Source organism: Pseudomonas sp. WS 5503 (assembly GCF_012985385.1).
Taxonomy (GTDB): domain Bacteria; phylum Pseudomonadota; class Gammaproteobacteria; order Pseudomonadales; family Pseudomonadaceae; genus Aquipseudomonas; species Aquipseudomonas paracarnis.
The window spans coordinates 413,962-432,729 of record NZ_JAAQWI010000003.1 but is presented as its reverse complement, the minus strand read 5'-3'; the positions used below and the strand labels follow the sequence as shown (position 1 = coordinate 432,729).

Sequence of the window (18,768 nt, the reverse complement as noted above, 5' to 3'; positions counted from 1 at the left end):
GACTGAAATCACACTAGAGACCTTATGCGCAGCTGGATACTGTCAGAATTAACAGGTACGCAGAATTAGGCGCTGGCGTTTTACAGCAGGCATGAAAAAGCCCGCGGGCTTGGCGGGCTTTTTCAAAAATAAATTTCAGATCAGAACCTGAACACTTCCAGATCCGTACGAATCGGCGTGGCCATCGGCATCTTCGGCTTTTCCGGGGCCGCAGGCTTGGCCTGGGCAGGGGCCTGTTTACGCGGCTGCGCTTCGGCAATCGGCGGCTGGTTGGCCAGTGGTTTGAGCGCCACCGACAACTGCTGTGCCAAGTGCTGCAACAGCACACCCTGGGCCTGGACCTGGGACGCAGTGGTGCCGGCGTGTTCTTCCTGCAGGTGCACAATGCGGTTGTCCCGCACCTGCCCGCGACGGTCGATCAGGCGCCACTGTGCATCCAGGATCGCCGGTTGCGACTTGCCGGAATCCAGCCGCGTAATGGTCAGCAACACCTGTACATCCGGGGTGAACCCGGAGGGTCCCGGCGCCAGGACTACTCGCTGGCTGTCTAACTGGCCGGCGACCTGACGCAACATCAACTGGTTGATATCCGACGACAGGCTACCGGCCCAACGACCATCTGTGGAACCTTGCAGGCTGCCGTCGTTCTGACGTTGAAGCAGGGTTTCGCGTTGCAGGTAATCGGCAACGACTACCGGCCCCAGCAATACTGCCATGCCAGCGGTTTGGGCTGGCTGAGCCGGACTTCCGCTGTCCAGCTGGTACAGCGACACCGGTTGATGTGTGCTGCAACCCGCCAACCCCAAAAGGCCAGCGAGCATCAAAAATAGAGGAAGGCGTGGAGCAGTCATCATCCCATCCAAGTGGCTGCCACAAGGCGAACCACAATGTAATACTAAAAATAACCTGAACACGCTCGGCCACGCCGGCGCTGGAAAGGCCATATCATCCGTGAATATGCGCCATGACTCCAGCGCGAAAGCATCGATCTACGCGTTAAATCGTAGATCGAGGCCTCTAGTACCGCTTAAACCGGCGTTTCGACCAGCAAGGCATCCACTCGCTGGAAGCCTCGTGGCAGTTTGTTACCTCGCCGGCCACGCTCACCCTTGTAGTGTTCAAGGTCGTCAGGGCGCAATGACAACGTGCGCTTGCCGGCCTGGAGCACCAGGGTAGAGCCTTCCGGGACCACGGCGATGTCAGTCACATACTCCTCGCGACTGGCCACCCGGTCACCGGGAATCCCGATGATCTTGTTGCCTTTACCCTTGCCCAACTGCGGCAAGTCGCTGATCTTGAACACCAGCAAGCGCCCTTCGGTGGTCACCGACGCCAGCCAGTTGCTTTCACGATCCTCCACCGGCCTCGGCAGAATCACCTTGGCGTTGTTCGGTAGGCTCAACAGCGCCTTGCCCGCCTTGTTCTTGGCCTGCAGGTCTTCACCCTTGACCACGAAACCGTAACCGGCGTCGGAGGCGATGACATACAGCGAATCATCGTCCGGCAACAGCACGCACTCGAAATTCGCCCCCGGCGGCGGCGTGAGGCGCCCGGTCAACGGCTCGCCCTGCCCCCGTGCAGACGGCAGGGTGTGGGCCGGCACCGAATAACTGCGCCCGGTCGAGTCGATAAACACCGCGAACTGATTGGAACGCCCGGCGGCAGCGGTCTTGAAGCCATCACCGGCTTTGTACGAAAGGCCGGTTGCGTCAATATCATGCCCTTTGGCGGAGCGAACCCAACCCTTTTCCGACAGAACGACGGTAATTTTCTCGTTGGGCAACAGCTCGGTTTCGGTCAGGGCCTTGGCTTCAGCGCGCTCGACGATAGGCGAGCGACGGTCATCGCCATAGGTTTCCGCATCTTTGAGCAGCTCACTGCGCACCAGCTTCTTGAGCTTGGCTTCGCTGCCCAGCAGGGCTTGCAGCTTGGCTTGTTCCTTGAGCAGGGCATCCTGCTCATCGCGCAGTTTCATTTCTTCCAGGCGTGCCAACTGGCGCAAGCGGGTGTCGAGGATGTAGTCCGCCTGGATTTCGCTCAGCTCGAAACGCGCGATCAGCTCGGCCTTCGGATGCTCGGCGGTACGGATGATATGGATCACTTCATCCAGGTTGAGGTAGGCGATCAGCAAACCGTCCAACAGATGCAAGCGGCGCTCGACCTTGTCGAGGCGGAATTGCAGGCGGCGGCGCACGGTTTGTACGCGGAACTCCAGCCATTCCACCAGCAGATTGCGCAGGTTCTTCAACTGCGGCTTGCCGTCCAGGCCGATGATATTGACGTTGACCCGATAGCTGGACTCCAGGTCGGTGCTGGCAAACAAATGCTGCATCAACACTTCATGATCCACCCGGCTGTTGGTCGGGATGATCACGATACGGCACGGGTTCTCATGGTCGGACTCGTCACGCAGGTCGGCCACTTGCGGCAATTTCGACGGCTTGGCCTGCATCAACGCGGCGATCTGCTCCAGCACCTTGGCACCCGATACCTGGTGCGGAAGCGCGGTCACAATAATGTCGCCGTCCTCAATGTGGTACACGGCACGCATACGCACCGAGCCCTTGCCCGTTTCGTACATCTTCAGCAGGTCGGCGCGCGGCGTGATGATCTCTGCTTCGGTCGGGTAATCCGGGCCCTGGATATGCTCGCAGAGCTGCTCGACCGTAGCCTTGGGCTCATCGAGCAAGCGCACGCAGGCGGTGGCGACTTCGCGCAGGTTGTGCGGCGGCACGTCGGTGGCCATGCCGACCGCGATACCGGTGGTGCCATTGAGCAGGATATTCGGCAAACGCGCCGGCAACACCAGGGGTTCGTCGAGGGTGCCGTCAAAGTTCGGCCCCCAGTCGGCAGTGCCCTGGCCCAGCTCGCTGAGCAGCACTTCGGAATAACGCGACAGCCGCGCCTCGGTGTAACGCATGGCGGCGAAAGATTTGGGGTCATCCGGTGCACCCCAGTTACCCTGGCCGTCCACCAAGGTATAGCGGTAGCTGAACGGCTGAGCCATCAGCACCATGGCTTCATAGCAAGCCGAATCACCGTGGGGGTGGAATTTACCCAGCACGTCACCGACGGTACGCGCCGATTTCTTGTGCTTGGAATCGGCGTCCAGGCCCAACTCACTCATGGCGTAGATGATGCGCCGTTGCACGGGCTTCAGGCCGTCGCCGATATGCGGCAAGGCACGGTCCATGATCACGTACATGGAGTAGTTGAGGTAGGCATTTTCGGTGAATTCAGCCAGCGACCGGCGTTCTACGCCATCTAAGCTGTCTGCGAGGATGTCACTCATGCGGGCCTCATCATGGGGTAAGGCGCAGCGGAACTGCCGCTGCGCTGATTCAATTCAAAAAAATCTCGACTCATGGCTGGGCACTCCAGCCGCCATCCGGAGCGGCAAAACGATAGACCATCGGACGTTTTTCACCATCGGCACGCGGGCCGAAATTGTTGTCGATCCCAACCCAGGCACCGTCAGCATCCACCAACAGGGCCTCAGCCAGGCCATACGACTGTGGGTAACGTCGCTGTGGCGTCAGGGTGTCGTCGGCAAACGACCAGCACAGCTCAACCTTGGCCGTGAGCGGGTCGCGCCGGCAGATCTGGAACGCATTGCGCTCCAGGGTAAACAGCTTGCCGTTGAACAGCGACAAGTCGGCAAAGTCCTTGGACACGGCCTTGGCGTTGGGGAACTGCGCCGGTTGCACTTCCTGGCCGGCCTCGCTCAACAATACACAACGGCCATCACAATCCCATACGCTCTGCCCACGCTTGATCGAGACCAGGCCACGGCGTTCACGCTCGGCAGCCAGCCAGATCTGATTGCCTTCAGGGTTTACCGCCAAGCCTTCGAACAAGGCATTAAAGTGCAGCAACATGCCACTGGCCCTGGCTTCACGCACCATGCCCGGCGCGATTTTCAACCACTCCGGCGCGCCCGTGGCGGGCACCTGCAACACCGCGGCATGGGCTTCGCTGACAATGTAACGATTGCCTGCGGCATCACAGCTGATGCCTTCAAAGTCCAGGTCACCACCACGTATGAACGAAGCGGCCTTGGTGCGCGAACGCAAGCCCCAAGGCAGGCCGGACTCGGGCACGGGCGGCACGTCGATCTTCAGCGCTTGCGCGCTCCACGTCGGCGCACGGGTATCCAGGCGGTAAATCTGGTCGTCATCGCGGTCCGAAACCGTCCACAGCTCGTTGCCACACAACGCCAGGCCCGACAGGTTCCCACCGCGCATGCCGTCAACCGGGTGTTCCGAGACCAGCTTGAGCTCTGCCACGCTGGCTGCGGCCAACTGGGTGACCGCCAGCCCGCTCAACATCAGGATCGCCAGGGCGAAGCCTGTGCGCATCAGCCCAGAACCTCGGCCAGGTTGCCTTTGGATTCAAGCCAGGTCTTGCGGTCGCCAGCGCGTTTCTTAGCCAGCAGCATGTCCATCATTTCCGAGGTAGCGGCGAAGTCTTCCAGGGTCAACTGCACCAGGCGCCGGGTGTTCGGGTCCATGGTGGTTTCGCGCAGTTGCGGCGGGTTCATCTCACCCAGGCCCTTGAATCGCGTGACCTGTGGCTTGCCGCGTTTCTTCTCGGCCACCAGGCGGTCGAGGATGCCATCGCGCTCGGCTTCGTCCAGGGCGTAGAAAATTTCCTTGCCCAGGTCGATGCGGTACAGCGGCGGCATGGCGACGTAGACGTGACCGGCATCCACCAATGGGCGGAAGTGCTGCACAAACAACGCGCACAGCAAGGTAGCGATGTGCAGGCCGTCGGAGTCGGCGTCGGCGAGAATACAGATCTTGCCATAGCGCAGCTGGCTCATGTCCGCTGCACCCGGGTCGACCCCGATGGCCACGGCGATGTTGTGCACTTCCTGGCTGGCCAGCACTTCGCTGCCGTCGACTTCCCAGGTGTTGAGGATCTTGCCGCGCAGCGGCAGGATCGCCTGGAACTCCTTGTCCCGCGCTTGCTTGGCGGAACCGCCGGCGGAGTCACCTTCGACCAGGAACAGCTCAGAACGCATCGGGTCTTGCCCGGCGCAATCGGCCAGCTTGCCCGGAAGTGCCGGGCCCTGGGTGATGCGCTTGCGCTCGACCTTTTTGCTGGCCTTCAAGCGCCGGCCGGCGTTGTTGATCGCCAGCTCCGCCAGGGCCAGGCCCAGCTCGGGATGCTCGTTGAGCCACAGGCTGAAGGCGTCCTTGACCACGCCAGAGACAAACGCCGCTGCCTCGCGGGACGACAGGCGCTCCTTGGTCTGGCCGGAAAATTGCGGTTCCTGCATCTTCATCGACAGCACGAACGCGATGCGTTCCCACACGTCTTCCGGCGCCAGCTTGACGCCGCGCGGCAACAGGCTGCGGTATTCGCAGAACTCACGCATGGCATCCAGCAAGCCTTGGCGCAAACCGTTGACGTGGGTGCCGCCCTGGGCCGTGGGGATCAGGTTGACGTAGCTTTCCTGCACGCTGTCGCCACCTTCGGGCAACCACAGCAGCGCCCAGTCCACCGCTTCTTTATTACCCGACAGGCTGCCGCAGAACGGCTCGTTGGGCAGGCGTTCGAAGTCGCTGACCGAGTCTTCCAGGTAGGAACGCAGGCCGTCTTCGTAGTGCCACTCGACCTTCTCGCCGGTGCCTTTGTCTTCAAAGCTGACCAGCAGGCCCGGGCACAACACAGCCTTGGCCTTGAGCACGTGCTTGAGGCGGCTGATGGAGAATTTGGGCGAATCGAAATACTTGGGGTCCGGCGCAAAGTACACGCTGGTGCCGGTGTTGCGCTTGCCAACGGTACCGATCACTTCCAGGTCGGTGGCTTTGTAGCCATCGGCGAAGGTCATCTGGTACTCGTTGCCGTCGCGCTTGACCTTGACCCGCACCAGGGTCGACAGCGCGTTGACCACGGAAATACCCACACCGTGCAAACCGCCGGAGAACTGGTAGTTCTTGTTGGAGAACTTGCCGCCGGCATGGAGCTTGGTAAGGATCAGCTCGACGCCCGGCACACCCTCTTCGGGGTGAATGTCCACCGGCATGCCACGACCATCGTCGGACACTTCCAGGGAATGGTCGGCGTGAAGGATGACTTGCACCGACTTGGCGTGCCCGGCCAAGGCTTCGTCGACGCTGTTGTCGATGACTTCCTGGGCAAGGTGGTTCGGCCGACTGGTGTCGGTATACATGCCGGGGCGTTTGCGCACCGGGTCGAGGCCCGAGAGGACTTCGATGGCGTCGGCGTTATAAGAGCTAGCGCTGGGAGTGGCCATGGGGTCTCGTCGTGAGTCGTTCGATTAAAAAGTGACCTGCGATTTTTTACAGTGACGAAAAATCGAAGGATTGAAACTGATCTGCGCCAATGCCGGCAAAACACAACAGTGCCGGCAATTGCTGGGCGAACCCCTGGTAGCCATGGTCGCCACCGGCCTGGATGCGCAAGGCGCAGGCCCGGTAATACTGTTGGGCCAGGCGATAATCCAGGGTTTCGTCCCCGGTCTGCAACCACACCTGATAACGCGCGGCATCCTGGGGCGCCGGTACTTCCAGCTCGGCCAGGGCCGTGACGTGGTCCTGTGTCAACTCCCAGGTCTCATCGGTGTAGAGGTTCTTCTGGGTGCCCAGGTAACCGTCGAACATCCGATGGGGACTGACCGCCGGGTTGACCAGCAACGCCTTGAGACCATGGCGTTCTGCAAGATGGGTTGCATAGTAGCCGCCGAGTGAGCTGCCGACCAGCAGTGGCCGGCCCAGTTGCGCAATCGCTTGCTCCAATTGAAGAATCGCCTGACGAGGGTGGTGATGCAGCGCCGGTACACGTAGCTGGTCGGACAGGCCGAGGGTGCCCATCACAGTGGTCAACTGGCTGGCCTTGTTGGAAGCCGGCGCACTGTTGAAACCGTGGATATACAGGATCGAAGCGGACATGCCGGGCTCTCCGTGCTGGGGCCAAAGAGGCGCAGTTTACAGGGAATGCAGGCAGAAGCGGACCAATGTGGGAGCTGGCTTGCCTGCGATGGCGGCGATTCAGTCAACGAGTCAGCGCCAGGTACACCGCCATCGCAGGCAAGCCAGCTCCCACCCTTTGATCAGTGTTTGCAGGTCTTAATAGCCGTTGCTGCCGTAATCGACGGTGAATGCGAAGCCCACCAAACGCTCCACCCCCGTCTCCAACCGTCCGTCGCCATGCAAACGCAACCAGCGATAACCCGGCGCCTGCTCGCTGACCTGGAAATCCTCACTTCCCGGCGCGAACTGGATACAGGTGGACGGCGAAGCCAGCAGTCGCACCCCGTTGCGCTCGCCGTCGATCTCCTGATGCACATGGCCCCAAAGCAATGCCTTGGTCTGCGGGAAGCGCTCAAGCACGGCAAACAGCGCCTCGGGGTTGCGCAGGCCGATAGGCTCCATCCACGCACAACCGATGGGCACCGGATGATGGTGGAAACAAACCAGGTGATGGCGGTCCGGCGCTTCGCTCAAGGCCTGCGCCAGCCGTTGCAGTTGCTCGTCTTGCAAGTAGCCCGGCACCGAACCGGGTACCGCCGAATCCAGCAGGGTGATACGCCAGTTGCCGATATCCACCACCGGTTCGAGCAAATCACTGTGCATGGCGGCCTGGGCCATGACCTGCGGTTCGTCGTGGTTGCCGGGAATCCAGCGCGCCGGGGCGCCAAGGGGAGCGGTCAAATCGCGAAACTGCTGATAGGACGCCAGCGTGCCGTCCTGAGACAAGTCGCCGGTCGCCAGTATCAGGTCGATGGCCGGCTGTTGCGCACGCACCAGCTCGACCACCCGCTGCAGGCTTTCACGGGTATTCATGCCCAGCAACGTGGCGTCAGCGTCGGCGAACAGGTGGCTGTCGGACAACTGCACCAGCAACACGGCATCAGGATTCACGGCGGATACGCTCGGCAAGGCGCTCTCCCTGGCAACTACAGGAATGGACATTTGGCGCGATTATGCTGGGGCAGGACACAAAGAGGAAACCCAAGGAAGCAGGCACAGTTCACATCTACCGCACCACTTCAAACTCATGGCCCAAGGCCAGGCAGTGGCTGAGCCATTCGCCGAGGAACACATTGAGCTGTGCTTTCTCATCGGGCTGGTGCATGAACACATTCGGGTAAGGATAGATGCTGCGAAAGCGTCGTGCGTGCTCGGCACTGATCACTTCGGCCATACGCGCGTCGTGGTACACCTGTACTTCCAGTTGCGGCACCGGCAACCACGGCAGGCTGTGCTCCTGGCGCACCCGCAGGGTGGTGGTGTACGGGCAGGTCAGAATGACTTCCAGGGTCAGCACACCGAGCATCTGATCGCCATGGGTGACAGCAATGCGCCGCGCCTGCGGGGCGTGGCGCATGTCCGGGAGCAGGCGCATCAGCCGCGCATAGTTGGCCTCGCAGGCCGCTTGCAGCCCGATCAGGTCAACTCGATAACGTTCCCGTGCCTTTACTGCCATAACCCCCTCACTTCCGCGCGATTAAGCGCAAGCCATTGCAGGGCGATAATGCTGGCTGCGTTGGAAATCTTGCCATCGCGCACCGCCTGCAAGGCATCTTCGAATGCCCAGACGGTGACGCGGATGTCTTCTGCTTCTTCTTCCAATCCATGGACACCACCCGCGCCCGAGCTGTCGCATCGGCCCAGGTACAGGTGGACAAATTCAGTACTGCCGCCCGGCGACGGGAAATACTTGGTGATCGGCCACAGCGCGGAGAATGTCAGCCCAGCTTCCTCCTCGGCCTCGCGGTGTGCAACCTCCTCGGGTTGCTCATCCTTGTCAATCAGGCCGGCGACCATCTCCACCAGCCAGGGGTTGTCGGCGCGGCCCATGGCGCCGACGCGGAACTGTTCGATCAACACCACCTCATCGCGCAGCGGGTCGTAGGGCAGCACGCACACGGCGTCATGACGCACGAACACCTCGCGGTTGATCACCCGGCTCATGCCGCCGTCGAATTTTTCGTGGCGCAGTTGCACGCGATCGAGCTTGTAGAAGCCTTTATAGGCATTGTCACGCTGAACAATCTCGATCTTGTTCGGCGTCGACTTCGCGATATCCGTCATGGTGTCCCTCGTTAAGCTCGTGCAATGGGCGCCATCCTAACGCGCCGACGCCCGTTGATGCAGCCCCTTTGCGGTTGCCGGGAGAGGCGGCGAGCGTCAAACTCGCTGCAATCAGTTTAGTGGCGAACTGGCGGCCACGTTGGCAGTCCAAGCGCTACTCTTTTCGCTTTCCATCGCTTTACGAAGGACACACATGTCGCTTTTAAAAATCGCCTCCGTGGCCTGTATTGCCTTGACCCTGGGTGCTTGCCAGAGCCTGTTCCAACCGGCCTATCTCAAGCCGCTGGACGTTACCACCGACAAATCGGAGCAGATCAAGCCCGGCTGTGACAGCCCGGCCTGCCCGCTGGTGAACATCGACACCGTGCATTTCCCCACCGAGCCACAACTCGACAGCCTGGTGGAACAGCGTTTGCTGCAAATGACCCGCACCACGCCTGGCGCCAGCGTACCGGCGAGCCTGAACGCCTACCGGAACACCTTCCTGCGTGAGTCGCCGGACCGCCATGGTATGTACTTGCAAGCCAAGGTACGTGACCAGCATGACGGACTGGTGATCGTTGAAGTGTCCAGTTACCTGGACACCGGCGTCGCCCACGGCGAGCCAGGCCGGGGGTTTATCAACTATTCACGGATTCTGCATAAGGAACTGACCCTGGCCGACATGCTGTTGCCCGGCCAGGAGCAGGCCTTCTGGAATACCGCGAAAGTTGCCCACAACAGTTGGTTGATCGGCACCAAGATGGACCGCGATCCGGAGTTCGTGAAGAGCTGGCCATTCCAGAAAACCCCGAACGTGGCCCTGACCAGCGGCGGTGTGGTGCTCAAGTACAACGTCAGCACCATCGCCCCTTACGCACAGGGGCTGATCGAAATCACCCTGCCCTATACGCGCCTCACCGGCGTGATCAAGCCTGAGCTGGTGCCCGCACGCCGTTGATCGGTTGGTGGTTCAAGGGTGTTATTGCAGAGGGAGATTGGGTGTTCGTCGGATCGCTATCGCGGGCAAGCCCGACTCCCACAGGGGATCGGCTGTGAACACAAAATCTGTGTCCACTTAGGCCAACTGTGGGAGCCGGGCTTGCCCGCGATGACGGCGGTGCAGACACCGCCGCCTAGGGATCAGACCTTCTTGTAGAGCTGGCTACCTTCCTGTTTGAAACGCTCAGCCTGCTCGGCCAAGCCCTTGGCCACGTCCACATCCACCGCATCGATGCGCTGGTTGGCCGCGTACTCACGCACCTCATGGGTGACCTTCATCGAGCAGAATTTAGGCCCACACATGGAGCAGAAATGCGCGACCTTGGCCGATTCCTTGGGCAACGTCTCGTCGTGGAATGCCCGTGCGGTGTCCGGGTCCAGGCCGAGGTTGAACTGGTCTTCCCAGCGGAATTCGAAGCGCGCCTTGCTCAGGGCGTTATCGCGAATCTGCGCGCCAGGGTGGCCTTTGGCAAGGTCGGCCGCGTGGGCCGCAATCTTGTAGGTGATGATCCCGGTCTTCACGTCATCCTTGTTCGGCAGCCCCAAGTGCTCCTTGGGCGTGACGTAGCAGAGCATGGCGCAACCGAACCAGCCGATCATCGCCGCACCGATACCCGAGGTGATGTGGTCGTAGCCCGGCGCAATATCAGTGGTCAGCGGGCCGAGGGTGTAGAACGGCGCCTCGTCGCAGCACTCCAGCTGCTTGTCCATGTTCTCTTTGATCAGTTGCATCGGCACATGGCCGGGGCCTTCGATCATGGTTTGTACGTCGTGCTTCCAGGCGATCTTGGTCAGCTCGCCCAGAGTCTCCAGTTCACCGAATTGCGCAGCGTCGTTGGCATCGGCCACCGACCCCGGGCGCAGGCCATCCCCCAGGGAGAAGCTGACGTCATAGGCCTTCATGATTTCGCAGATCTCTTCGAAGTGCGTGTAGGCGAAGTTTTCCTTGTGATGGGCCAAGCACCACTTGGCCATGATCGCGCCGCCACGGCTGACAATGCCGGTGACGCGATTGGCGGTCAGCGGCACGTAGCGCAGCAGTACGCCGGCGTGAATGGTGAAGTAGTCCACGCCTTGCTCGGCCTGTTCGATCAGGGTGTCGCGGAACAGCTCCCAGGTCAGGTCTTCGGCAACGCCGTCGACTTTTTCCAGGGCCTGGTAGATAGGCACGGTGCCGATCGGCACGGGCGAATTACGGATAATCCACTCGCGGGTTTCATGGATATGCTTGCCAGTGGACAGGTCCATGATGTTGTCCGAGCCCCAGCGAATGCCCCAGGTCATCTTCGCCACTTCTTCTTCAATGGACGAACCCAGGGCGCTGTTGCCGATGTTGCCGTTGATCTTCACCAGGAAGTTACGGCCGATAATCATCGGTTCCAGCTCGGTGTGGTTGATGTTGGCCGGGATGATTGCGCGGCCGCGAGCGATTTCTTCGCGCACGAACTCGGGCGTGATGATTTTCGGAATACTGGCGCCGAAGCTGTGCCCGGCATGTTGTTGCTTGAGCAGGCCGCTGGCGCGAGCTTCCTCAAGCTTCATATTTTCGCGGATGGCCACGTATTCCATTTCTGGCGTGATGATGCCTTTGCGCGCGTAGTGCATCTGGCTGACGTTGGCGCCGGCCTTGGCCCGACGCGGGTTTTGCAGGTGGGCAAAGCGCAGGTAGGCCAGGTCGGGGTTATCCAGACGTTCCTGGCCGTAGCGTGAACTCAAGCAGGCCAGCCGCTCGGTGTCGCCACGCTCTTCGATCCACGGCGAGCGCACATCGGCCAAGCCTTTGCGCACGTCGATGATGACATTGGGGTCGGTATAGGGGCCGGAGGTATCGTAGACCACTACAGGGGCGTTGATTTCGCCACCAAACTCAGTGGGGGTCACGTCCAGGCTGATTTCACGCATCGGCACGCGAATATCCGGGCGGGAGCCCTGCACGTAGATTTTTTGCGAGCGGGTAAATGGCTGCACGGAGCCGGAGTCGACCTTGGCCGATTCACTCAGGTGCACGGTATTTTTTAGTTTTGTACTCATCACAGGCTCTCCAACTTATCCAGGCGGTGGATTTTTGTCGGAGCGAACCTGTGACGGACGGACGCACTGGAACCAGTGCTGTGCTTGGCGCACGAGGGCTGTTCGATTGTCGAACAACATCCCGGACGAAGCACAAGAGGACTCGCCGGGTGACGAGAAATCTTGTTCCCTACGCAGGCGCTAACCTGATCAGGTTCAACGGGATCCGGTATTTACCGATCTCAGCCTTCCAACAAGGCACCCCGACAAGAACGCGGCCAGTCTAGACCATGGCGTGGGCAAATTGCCAATAGCGGTGCATTCAGCGTGATGAATGGCGTGATCGTGGGATTGTTGTGTGACGGTACGGCCACTACACTCGGGCACGGCCTCAAGGCTTGACGCCAGGCATGGCCAGCCTTAGCCTTGGGCGCTGAATTATCACCGTAATATTCTTACTAGGGATCGCCTCATGCTGCGCAAACTCTCACTGGCTGTTGCCGTGTCTTGTGCGACCAACGGACTGGTCTGGGCAGCTGAAGCGCCCTTGTCCGCCAATACCGACCTGGTCAGCGTCTATCAGGAAGCGGCGAACAACAACGCCGACCTGGCCGCTGCCCGTGCGCAGTACGGCGCGCAAAAAGAAGTAGTGCCCCAGGCCCGCGCAGGTTTGCTGCCGAATCTGTCGGCCGGCGCCGACAGCAATAACGTACGTACCCAGATCGACCAACCGGCCGCCACGGCCAACCGTGACGCCCACTCCTGGCGGGCCACCCTGAGCCAGCCGCTGTTCCGTGCCGACCGCTGGTTCCAGCTGCAAGCCGCCCAAGCCGTTAACGAGCAAGCCTCGCTGCAACTGTCGGCCTCCGAGCAGAACCTGATTTTGCAAAGTGCCGAGAGCTACTTCGCCGTGCTGCGTGCCCAGGACAACCTTGCGTCGACCAAGGCCGAAGAAAATGCCTTCAAGCGCCAGCTCGACCAGTCCAACGAACGCTTCGATGTGGGCCTGTCGGACAAGACCGATGTGCTGCAATCACAAGCCAGCTACGACACTGCCCGGGCCAACCGCATCCTGGCCCAGCGTCAGGTGGACGACGCTTTCGAAGCGCTGATCACCCTGACCAACCGCCAATACAACTCGATTCAGGGTATCGTCCACACGCTGCCGGTGCTGCCGCCGGCACCGAACGACGCCAAGGCCTGGGTCGAAACTGCCGGGCGCCAGAACCTTAACCTGCTCGCCAGCAATTACGCGGTAACCGCCGCCGAAGAGACCCTCCGGCAGCGCAAGGCCGGCCACTTGCCGACGCTCGATGCGGTTGCGCAATACGAAAAAGGCGACAACGACGCCCTGGGCTTCAGCAACCCGAATCAGTTGCCCATCCCGTACGGTGGCGATGTGTCGCAACGCACCCTCGGCCTGCGCTTGAACATCCCGATCTACAGCGGCGGCCTCACCAGTTCGCAAGTGCGCGAATCCTATTCGCGCCTCGACCAGACCGAACAACAGCGCGAAGGCCTGCGCCGCCAGGTAGTGGAAAACACCCGCAACCTGCACCGTGCAGTCAACACCGATGTGGAGCAGGTACAGGCACGCCGTCAGTCGATCATCTCCAACCAGAGCGCGGTGGAAGCCACGGAAATCGGCTATCAGGTGGGTACGCGCAACATCGTCGACGTGCTGGACTCACAGCGCCAGCTGTACGCGTCAGTGCGCAACTACAACAACAGCCGCTACGACTACATCCTCGACAACCTGCGCTTGAAGCAGGCGGCGGGCACGCTCAACCCGGGGGATTTGCAGGATCTGGCGCGCTATCTCAAGGCCGATTACAACCCAGACAAAGACTTCCTGCCGCCGGACCTGGCCAAAGCCGCTGCCGAACAGCTGAAGGCCCGCCCCGGCTATTAAGCGCACCGCCGAACTCATGTGGGAGCTGGCTTGCCTGCGATGCAGACACCTCGGTACATCAGGTACACCGAGGTGATGCTATCGCAGGCAAGCCAGCTCCCACATTGGGTTGGTGTGGTCAGTGTTTGATCAGTTTGTCCAAGCCATCCAGTAAACGCTTTAACGCGCCCTGGTTGGCCTGCATCACCTTGAGCCCAGCCTGCGCCATCTTGCGTGCATCCTGGGGCAACTCAAACAACTGTCGCACCGCTTCGGCCAGCCCATCGGCATCGTCCACCTCTCGCAAAGCCCCGGCGTCGCGCATCATCGCGGTGATGTCGAGGAAGTTGAAGACATGCGGGCCCATGATCACCGGTTTACCCAGCGCCGCCGGTTCCAGCGGGTTGTGCCCGCCAGTCGGCACCAGGCTGCCGCCGACAAATGCGCTGCCGGCCAGGGCGTAAAGAAACAGCAATTCGCCCATGGTGTCGCCAAGCAGCACCGAGGTTTGCTCGGTGACCGGCTCACCGCTGGAGCGACGCACGGTGGCAAACCCTTGCTGCACGCAGCGATCAAACGTCGGGCCAAAGCGCTCCTGATGACGGGGCACCAGAATCAGCAGTGCATTGGGATAGTTCGCCAGCAACTGGCGATGAGCTGCCAGCACCACGTCGTCTTCACCTTCGTGGGTACTGGCGGCGATCCAGACCGGACGCTCGCTGGCGCCCCATTGTTCACGCAGGGCGGCGGCGCGGGCCGTCAACTGAGGGTCGATGCTCAGGTCGAACTTGATCGAGCCGGTCACTTCCACGGTTTCAGGCCGTGCGCCCAGGCTGCGAAAACGCTCGGCCTCTGTCTCGGTCTGTACCGCGAGCAAGCTCATTTCTGCCAGCATCGGCGCCGTCAGCTTGGCAAATCGCGCATACCCCTTGGCCGAACGCGCCGACAGCCGCGCATTGGCCAGCGCCACCGGGATACCGCGCTGGGCGCAGGCATGGATATGGTTGGGCCACAGCTCGGTTTCCATGATCACCGCCAGCGTAGGCTGCACGCGGTCGAGAAAACGCTTGGCGGCGCAGGGCAAGTCGTACGGCAAATAGCAGTGCTGGATGCGCGGTTCGTTGGCAAATAGCGCCTGGATACGCTCGGAACCTGTGGGTGTCATGCAGGTGACAGTCATCGGCAGCTGTGGATAACGCTCCAATAAGCCGCGAATCATCGGGGCGGCGGCAATGCTTTCGCCGACCGACACCGCGTGCACCCAGATCCCGCCGGGCCGCATCACCGGCAAGCCATAGGAAAACCGCTCGCCCACCCGCTTGGCATAGGCCGGCGCTTTGCGCGCACGCAACCACAAGCGTAAAGCCACCAACGGCAGCGCCAGGTAAAACAGACAGCTGTAGAGAGTTCTATTCATGGCGGCGGAGTTTATCGGCTTTTTCAGTCGATCGCCTGCAAGCACTCGGCAAAACGTTTGGCCAAGAAGCGAGCGGCGGGCCCCAGGTGCTCGTCGCGGCGCCACACCAGTTCCACCACCAGGGCGGGCGGGGTCCATTCGCTGGCCAATTCGACCATCTGTTGCTGGTAGGTCGGGTATTGCACGATATGCCGAGGCAGCCAGGCCCAGCCCAGGCCACTCATCAGCCATTCGGCCAATACGTAGAAGCTGTCGGCACGCCATACCAAGGGGCTGGCCGCCTCGCTGCCGGGGTAGACGCTGGTCTGGGTCGACATCAGCAACTGCCGAAACTGGGCCAGGTGTTGGCACGTCACGTACTGCTCCTTGGCCAACGGGTGATTGACTCCGCACACCGTGACCATTTCCACACTGCCCACCACCCTTCGCTCCAGGGCTTCGGGAATCTGGTCGTGATAGAACAACAGCCCCAGGTCCGCCTTGCGCTCCACCAGCTTGCGCGCCACATCCCCCTGGGCCGCGCTGGACAACTGCACCTCTAAAAGCGGGTAGTGCACCGCCAGCGCCTCCAGGCTGTCGAGCACAGGCTGGAACAACATCGCCTCATCCTGAGCCAGGCGCAGGCAGGCTTCCTCGCCGCGGGTCAACGACAACGCCCGGCCCGTGAGGCGCTCACACTGGCGCAGCACCTCACGCGCTTCCTCCAACAACACACTGCCGGCCTCGGTCAGGCGCGGTTGCCGGCCGCTGCTACGTTCGAACAGGACAACGCCCAAGTCAGCCTCCAGCAGGGCAATGCCACTGCTGACCGCCGATTGCGCCTTGCGCTGCCCACGGGCCACGGCAGAAAACGAACGCTGCTCGGCGACGCTGACAAACAGCCGCATCTGCTCCAGATCCCATTGCACGCTCATGGCTCAACCCATCTCAATTCCAGATAGGTAATGACTTTACCCCATCTGGCGAACCTCTAGAATGCCGACCTTATCAAATGCGCATCACGTCGAGGATTGCCCCATGAATGCCGCCTACTACTACTTGGCCATCGCCATCTGCTCGGAAGTGATCGCCACCGTTTCCATGAAAGCCATCAAAGGCTGGAGCACCCCTATCCCGTTGCTGCTGGTGATCGTCGGTTACGGCGTGGCGTTCTGGATGCTGACCCTAGTGGTACGCACCGTGCCGGTCGGCGTGGCATACGCGGTGTGGGCCGGGATGGGCATCGTGATGGTCAGCATCGCGGCGTTGTTAATCTATGGGCAGAAGCTGGATGTGCCGGCGATGCTGGGGATGGGCCTGATTGTGCTGGGCGTGGTGGTGATTCAGCTGTTCTCGAAAACCGCCGGGCACTGACCGCCACTCAACAGCCTGTATACTGCGCCTCTTGTCTTGAACACTGAGGTCGCCGATGCCATCCGTTATTTCCACCGACGTTCTGATTGTCGGCGCCGGGGTTGCCGGCCTCTGGCTCAATGCGCGCCTGCGCGGCCAGGGGTTCTCCACGGTACTGGTGGAAAACGCCACCCTGGGCGGCGGGCAAAGCCTGAAGTCCCAGGGGATCATTCACGGCGGTGCGAAATACGCCCTGCATGGCGCCCTCACCGGCGCCTCCGAAGCCATTGCCGATATGCCGCGCCGCTGGCGTGAAGCCCTGGCCGGCAGCGGCGAGCTGGACCTGTCCGGTGTGCGCGTGCTGTCCCAGGCGCATTACTTGTGGTCGCCCGGCACGATTGCCGGCAACCTCACCAGCTTTTTCGCCAGCAAGGCCGTGCGTGGCCGCGTCGATCAGGTCAAGGGCGACGAACTGCCCCTGGCGCTGCAGGACCGTCGCTTCAAAGGCAAGGTCTATCGCCTGGCCGAGCTGGTGGTGGACGTGCCCAGCCTGATCAACCGCCTGGCGCAACTGGCCGGTGACGGTCTGCTCGCTGGTCAGCACATCGAACCGTTGCTGGAGGGTGACACCCTGGTGGGCTTGAAGGTCGATGGTCGTGAGATCCGCGCCCAGCGCATAGTCCTGAGCGCTGGCGGCGGCACGGCAGACTTGCTCGCCGCCTTGGGCCATAGCCAGCCGGCCATGCAAAAACGCCCGCTGCACATGATCATCGCCAAAGGCCCAGGCCTCAAGCCGCTGTACGCCCACTGCCTGGGCGGCGGCACCAAGCCGCGTCTCACCGTGACCACCCACCCGGCCGCGGATGGCAATTGGGTTTGGTACATGGGCGGTGATATCGCCGAGGCTGACGGTGTGGGGCGTACGCCTGAAGAACAGATCGCCACCGCGCAGAAAGAGCTGGCGCAACTGCTGCCCTGGATCGACATGAGCCAGACCCAGTGGGCCACCCTGCGGGTGGATCGCGCCGAGCCGCTGCAATCGGGGCTGAGCCGTCCCGATAACGCGTTCCTTGCCGAAGACGGCCGTCTGCTGGTGGGCTGGCCCACCAAACTGGCCCTGGCGCCGGACTTCGCCGACCGCGTACTCCACGCTCTGGAGCGCGACGGCATCCGCCCAGGCGCCAATACCCCGCTGCCCGAGCTGCCAGCGCCGGCAATCGGCCAACCCGCCTGGGAGCAACTGTTGCCATGAGCCTGCCAACCCTGCACGACCTGCATCGCCCCCTGGGCAGCACCGGCCTGCTGGTGTCGCCCCTGGGCCTGGGCACCGTCAAGTTGGGCCGCGACCAAGGGGTGAAATATCCCAACGGCTTTCAGATCCCTGGCGACGACGACGCCCGCATGTTGTTGCGCCAGGCCCGCGAGCTGGGCATCAACCTGATCGACACCGCGCCGGCCTACGGCATGAGCGAAGAGCGCCTGGGGCCGCTGCTGCGTGACCAGCGCAAGGACTGGGTAATCGTCAGCAAGGTTGGCGAAGAGTTTGCCAATGGCGTGTCCCACCACGATTTCAGCGCGGCCCATACGCGAATGTCGATTGAACGCAGCCTGAAACGACTTGAAACGGATTTTATCGACCTGGTGCTGGTGCACTCCGACGGCAACGACTTGCATATCCTCAATGATTGCGAGGTTTACCAGACCCTGGCGCAGCTGAAGAAAGACGGCAAGATCCGCGGTTTCGGCTTCTCCGGCAAAACCGTCGAAGGCGGGGTGAAAGCGCTGGAGCAGGGCGACTGTGCGATGGTTACCTACAACCTCAACGAACAGGCTGAGAAGGCCGTGATCGACTATGCGGCCGCCCACGGCAAGGGCATCCTGGTGAAAAAGGCGCTGGCCAGCGGCCACGTATGCCTGGAACCGGGAATGGATCCAATTCAGGCCAGTTTCACCTTGTTGTTCGCGCAAACGGGCGTCGCCAGTGCTATTGTCGGGACCATTAATCCGCTGCACCTGGCCCATAACGTAGCAACTGCTGCCCGGGTCATTCGTCAACTCTGATGCCGCCCACGCGG

16 protein-coding genes and 1 riboswitch are annotated in these 18,768 nt (G+C 61.6%); of the genes, 5 read left to right on the top strand and 11 right to left on the bottom strand.

Annotation, left to right across the window (positions count from 1 at the left end):
• Positions 1–140: 140 nt before the first annotated feature.
• The 8 genes from HBO10_RS11010 to HBO10_RS10975 all read right to left on the bottom strand — a co-directional run bounded on the left by HBO10_RS11010 (position 141) and on the right by HBO10_RS10975 (position 9,062).
• Positions 141–854: an ABC-type transport auxiliary lipoprotein family protein gene (locus HBO10_RS11010; protein WP_032873461.1), complete on the bottom strand. Its 714-nt coding sequence runs from the start codon at positions 852–854 to the stop codon at positions 141–143.
• Positions 855–1,027: 173 nt separating this feature from the next.
• Positions 1,028–3,292 (bottom strand): DNA topoisomerase IV subunit A, encoded by a 2,265-nt coding sequence (parC, locus tag HBO10_RS11005; protein WP_034125639.1) that lies wholly within the window; start codon positions 3,290–3,292, stop codon positions 1,028–1,030.
• A gap of 70 nt (positions 3,293–3,362) precedes the next feature.
• Positions 3,363–4,358, bottom strand: a complete 996-nt coding sequence (locus HBO10_RS11000) for an esterase-like activity of phytase family protein (RefSeq protein ID WP_034125638.1) — start codon at positions 4,356–4,358, stop codon at positions 3,363–3,365.
• The gene (gene parE, locus HBO10_RS10995) at positions 4,358–6,262 is read right to left on the bottom strand and encodes a DNA topoisomerase IV subunit B (protein ID WP_003188026.1); all 1,905 of its coding nucleotides are present in this window, start codon (positions 6,260–6,262) and stop codon (positions 4,358–4,360) included. Before parE ends, HBO10_RS11000 begins: the two co-directional genes overlap by 1 nt.
• Positions 6,263–6,308: 46 nt before the next feature.
• Entirely contained in the window at positions 6,309–6,917 is a 609-nt protein-coding gene (locus tag HBO10_RS10990) for a YqiA/YcfP family alpha/beta fold hydrolase (RefSeq protein ID WP_014716651.1), read from the bottom strand.
• A gap of 177 nt (positions 6,918–7,094) precedes the next feature.
• Positions 7,095–7,907, bottom strand: a complete 813-nt coding sequence (cpdA, locus tag HBO10_RS10985; protein ID WP_034125637.1) for a 3',5'-cyclic-AMP phosphodiesterase — start codon at positions 7,905–7,907, stop codon at positions 7,095–7,097.
• A 97-nt stretch (positions 7,908–8,004) separates the two neighbouring features.
• Positions 8,005–8,454 carry a DUF1249 domain-containing protein gene (locus HBO10_RS10980; RefSeq protein ID WP_003188022.1) on the bottom strand — a complete coding sequence of 150 codons (450 nt, stop codon included), beginning with the start codon at positions 8,452–8,454 and terminating at the stop codon, positions 8,005–8,007.
• Entirely contained in the window at positions 8,445–9,062 is a 618-nt protein-coding gene (locus HBO10_RS10975; RefSeq protein ID WP_034125636.1) for an NUDIX domain-containing protein, read from the bottom strand. The genes HBO10_RS10980 and HBO10_RS10975 overlap by 10 nt, the downstream gene beginning before the upstream one ends.
• A gap of 193 nt (positions 9,063–9,255) precedes the next feature.
• Between HBO10_RS10975 and HBO10_RS10970 the strand changes: the two genes are divergently transcribed.
• The gene (locus tag HBO10_RS10970; RefSeq protein WP_034125635.1) at positions 9,256–10,002 is read left to right on the top strand and encodes an RsiV family protein; all 747 of its coding nucleotides are present in this window, start codon (positions 9,256–9,258) and stop codon (positions 10,000–10,002) included.
• Between the two features lie 182 nt (positions 10,003–10,184).
• Here the strand turns inward: HBO10_RS10970 and thiC are convergent, their stop codons facing one another.
• Entirely contained in the window at positions 10,185–12,074 is a 1,890-nt protein-coding gene (thiC, locus tag HBO10_RS10965; protein ID WP_034125634.1) for a phosphomethylpyrimidine synthase ThiC, read from the bottom strand.
• Positions 12,075–12,223: 149 nt separating this feature from the next.
• Positions 12,224–12,329: riboswitch (TPP riboswitch) on the bottom strand.
• A 196-nt stretch (positions 12,330–12,525) separates the two neighbouring features.
• Between thiC and HBO10_RS10960 the strand changes: the two genes are divergently transcribed.
• Positions 12,526–13,965 (top strand): TolC family outer membrane protein, encoded by a 1,440-nt coding sequence (locus HBO10_RS10960; protein WP_034125633.1) that lies wholly within the window; start codon positions 12,526–12,528, stop codon positions 13,963–13,965.
• 118 nt (positions 13,966–14,083) lie between these two features.
• Here the strand turns inward: HBO10_RS10960 and waaA are convergent, their stop codons facing one another.
• Positions 14,084–15,361, bottom strand: a complete 1,278-nt coding sequence (gene waaA / locus HBO10_RS10955; RefSeq protein WP_034125632.1) for a lipid IV(A) 3-deoxy-D-manno-octulosonic acid transferase — start codon at positions 15,359–15,361, stop codon at positions 14,084–14,086.
• Between the two features lie 23 nt (positions 15,362–15,384).
• Positions 15,385–16,275, bottom strand: coding sequence for a LysR family transcriptional regulator (locus HBO10_RS10950; RefSeq protein WP_014716644.1), 891 nt, complete (start codon positions 16,273–16,275; stop codon positions 15,385–15,387).
• Positions 16,276–16,378: 103 nt separating this feature from the next.
• Between HBO10_RS10950 and HBO10_RS10945 the strand changes: the two genes are divergently transcribed.
• From HBO10_RS10945 to HBO10_RS10935, 3 genes are read left to right on the top strand one after another with little or no spacing between them, the layout of a single operon-like run.
• Entirely contained in the window at positions 16,379–16,714 is a 336-nt protein-coding gene (locus tag HBO10_RS10945) for a multidrug efflux SMR transporter (RefSeq protein ID WP_034125631.1), read from the top strand.
• A 55-nt stretch (positions 16,715–16,769) separates the two neighbouring features.
• Positions 16,770–17,945, top strand: coding sequence for an FAD-dependent oxidoreductase (locus HBO10_RS10940; RefSeq protein ID WP_034125630.1), 1,176 nt, complete (start codon positions 16,770–16,772; stop codon positions 17,943–17,945).
• Complete coding sequence (locus tag HBO10_RS10935; protein ID WP_034125629.1) at positions 17,942–18,754, top strand: aldo/keto reductase; 813 nt, start codon at positions 17,942–17,944, stop codon at positions 18,752–18,754. Before HBO10_RS10940 ends, HBO10_RS10935 begins: the two co-directional genes overlap by 4 nt.
• Positions 18,755–18,768 lie beyond the last annotated feature (14 nt).